Below are 3,803 nucleotides of genomic sequence, written 5' to 3'. Positions count from 1 at the left end.
TGGTGTACGGATTTGCCTGTACACCGGCCTACACGCTTGCACCAGCACTACCACTAGCTGGCGGAGCTGCCCTCCTGCGTCACCCCATCGCTTGGCTACTACCAGGCGGGGTCCCGCGCTCCCCCCGAGATGCTCCCGAAGGAGACACCCGAGGTTCGGGCGGTTAGCACACCTGGATTCGCCAGGGACGCGCCTACACGAGCACGGGAATATCAACCCGTTGTCCATCGACTACGCCTGTCGGCCTCGCCTTAGGTCCCGGCTCACCCTGGGCGGAAAAACCTGGCCCAGGAACCCTTGGTCATCCGGCGGCAGAGTTTCTCACTCTGCTATCGCTACTCATGCCTGCATTCTCACTCACACGGGCTCCACGGCTGGATCACTCCGCCGCTTCACCGCCCGCATGACGCTCCCCTACCCAACACCACCACCAGCCAACAACCGAAGTTGAAGACAGTGTTCACGTGGTGTTGCCGCGGCTTCGGCGGTGCGCTTGAGCCCCGCTACATTGTCGGCGCAGGACCACTTGACCAGTGAGCTATTACGCACTCTTTCAAGGGTGGCTGCTTCTAAGCCAACCTCCTGGTTGTCTGGGCGATCCCACATCCTTTCCCACTTAGCGCACGCTTAGGGGCCTTAGCCGGCGATCTGGGCTGTTTCCCTCTCGACGACGAACCTTATCGCCCGCCGTCTCACTGCCGCGCTCACGCTCACCGGCATTCGGAGTTTGGCTGACTTCAGTAAGCTTGTAGGCCCCCTAGGCCAACCAGTGCTCTACCTCCGGTGAGTACCACGCGACGCTGCACCTAAATGCATTTCGGGGAGAACCAGCTATCACGGAGTTTGATTGGCCTTTCACCCCTACCCACAGCTCATCCCCCAGGTTTTCAACCCTGGTGGGTTCGGGCCTCCACGCCGTCTTACCGGCGCTTCACCCTGGCCATGGGTAGATCACCCCGCTTCGGGTCTAGAGCACGCGACTACCACGCCCTGTTCGGACTCGCTTTCGCTACGGCTACCCCTCGACGGGTTAACCTCGCCACGTACCGCTAACTCGCAGGCTCATTCTTCAAAAGGCACGCCATCACAAGAACCAAGCTTGCTCTGACGGCTTGTAGGCACACGGTTTCAGGTACTGTTTCACTCCCCTCCCGGGGTACTTTTCACCTTTCCCTCACGGTACTCGTCCGCTATCGGTCATCAGGGAGTATTTAGGCTTACCGGGTGGTCCCGGCAGATTCACAGCGAATTTCACGGGCTCGCTGCTACTCGGGCACGCCACAACAAGCGATCGTGGTGTTTTCGTCTACGGGGGTCTCACCCTCTACGCCGACGCGTCCCAACGCCTTCGACTAACACCACGAACACCCGCACCATCACGGCAGTGACGGTCCGTGACGCCCCACAACACCCCACCAGCAACACCTGCCGGCTCTCACACTGGCGGGGTTTAGCCTCTTCCGCTTTCGCTCGCCACTACTCACGGAATCACTCTTGTTTTCTTCTCCTGCGGGTACTGAGATGTTTCACTTCCCCGCGTTCCCTCCCACCGTCCTATACATTCAGACGGCGGTGACACCCCATGACGGGTGCCGGGTTACCCCATTCGGACACCCTCGGATCAACGCTCGGTTGACAGCTCCCCGAGGACTATCGCGGCCTCCCACGTCCTTCATCGGCTCCTGATGCCCAGGCATCCACCGTGCGCCCTTGACAACTTGACCAACACACACATCAAGAAATCACGACACAAATGTGCACAGAAACAAAAGATGCTCGCGTCCACTGTACAATTCTCAACGACCACACGAACCGAGGCCGCACCCCACCACACGGTGAAGCCGGCCCCGACCGTCCCAAAGAAAACAACCCCTACCCCCGCAGGAGCAGAAACGGTCGTCCTCTCAGGACCCAACAGTGTGCCGGCCCAGCGCAACGCTGGACACGTTCGGTGTTTCCACTTTTCTCGAGCAACCCCGCTCCCACGACCCGGACCAGAAATCCGGATCAGGTACTCGGGGCCCTCCACCACCAGCCGGGGACGCACAGGACACTCGCCTGCGAACAACCCCGGAAGACGGTGTTCGGTGAAGCTCCTTAGAAAGGAGGTGATCCAGCCGCACCTTCCGGTACGGCTACCTTGTTACGACTTCGTCCCAATCGCCAGTCCCACCTTCGACCGCTCCCCCCCTTACGGGTTGGGCCACGGGCTTCGGGTGTTACCGACTTTCGTGACGTGACGGGCGGTGTGTACAAGGCCCGGGAACGTATTCACCGCAGCGTTGCTGATCTGCGATTACTAGCGACTCCGACTTCACGGGGTCGAGTTGCAGACCCCGATCCGAACTGAGACCGGCTTTACGAGATTCGCTCCACCTCACGGCTTCGCAGCCCTCTGTACCGGCCATTGTAGCATGTGTGAAGCCCTGGACATAAGGGGCATGATGACTTGACGTCATCCCCACCTTCCTCCGAGTTGACCCCGGCAGTCTCCCATGAGTCCCCGGCATCACCCGCTGGCAACATAGGACAAGGGTTGCGCTCGTTGCGGGACTTAACCCAACATCTCACGACACGAGCTGACGACAGCCATGCACCACCTGCACACCAACCACAAGGGAACGCCCATCTCTGGACGCGTCTGGTGCATGTCAAACCCAGGTAAGGTTCTTCGCGTTGCATCGAATTAATCCACATGCTCCGCCGCTTGTGCGGGCCCCCGTCAATTCCTTTGAGTTTTAGCCTTGCGGCCGTACTCCCCAGGCGGGGCGCTTAATGCGTTAGCTGCGGCACGGAACCCGTGGAATGGACCCCACACCTAGCGCCCAACGTTTACGGCATGGACTACCAGGGTATCTAATCCTGTTCGCTACCCATGCTTTCGCTCCTCAGCGTCAGTATCGGCCCAGAGACCCGCCTTCGCCACCGGTGTTCCTCCTGATATCTGCGCATTTCACCGCTACACCAGGAATTCCAGTCTCCCCTGCCGAACTCTAGTGATGCCCGTATCGACCGCACGCCCAGAGTTAAGCCCCAGGTTTTCACGGCCGACGCGACACACCGCCTACGAGCTCTTTACGCCCAATAATTCCGGACAACGCTCGCACCCTACGTATTACCGCGGCTGCTGGCACGTAGTTGGCCGGTGCTTCTTCTCGACCTACCGTCAGCCATGCCACAAGCATGACCTTCGTCGATCGCGAAAGAGGTTTACAACCCGAAGGCCGTCATCCCCCACGCGGCGTTGCTGCGTCAGGCTTCCGCCCATTGCGCAAGATTCCCCACTGCTGCCTCCCGTAGGAGTCTGGGCCGTGTCTCAGTCCCAGTGTGGCCGATCACCCTCTCAGGCCGGCTATCCGTCGTCGCCTTGGTAGGCCATCACCCCACCAACAAGCTGATAGACCGCGGGCCCATCCCCCACCGAAAAACTTTCCACACCCCGGCATGCACCGAGGCGTCCTATCCGGTATTAGACCCAGTTTCCCGGGCTTATCCCGAAGTGGAGGGCAGGTCACCCACGTGTTACTCACCCGTTCGCCGCTCGTGTACCCCGAAGGGCCTTACCGCTCGACTTGCATGTGTTAAGCACGCCGCCAGCGTTCGTCCTGAGCCAGGATCAAACTCTCCAACAAAAAACATTGGAACAAACAGTCCCAGCAAAAACACCCGATCCCCACTGGCAAACAAGGACCAGGCGACTCAAAGAAACCCCACGACACCACACACCCACAGGCATGCGACGCCGACGAGGACAAACACACCAAACATCGGCACACTGTTGAGTTCTCAAAGGACAACCACAC

At 59.9% G+C, this 3,803-nt stretch carries 2 rRNA genes; both read right to left on the bottom strand.

From position 1 onward, the window contains the following. Positions 1 to 1,724, bottom strand: a 23S ribosomal RNA gene (locus tag ACR9E3_RS32415); the annotation flags it as partial. 377 nt (positions 1,725 to 2,101) lie between these two features. Next, a 16S ribosomal RNA gene (locus tag ACR9E3_RS32410) occupies positions 2,102 to 3,632 on the bottom strand. Positions 3,633 to 3,803: the final 171 nt, after the last annotated feature.

The sequence above is a fragment of the Actinomycetospora sp. C-140 genome (assembly GCF_054796175.1).
Note: the sequence above shows the minus strand (reverse complement) of the source record. Positions and strands in the feature narration are given on the sequence as shown.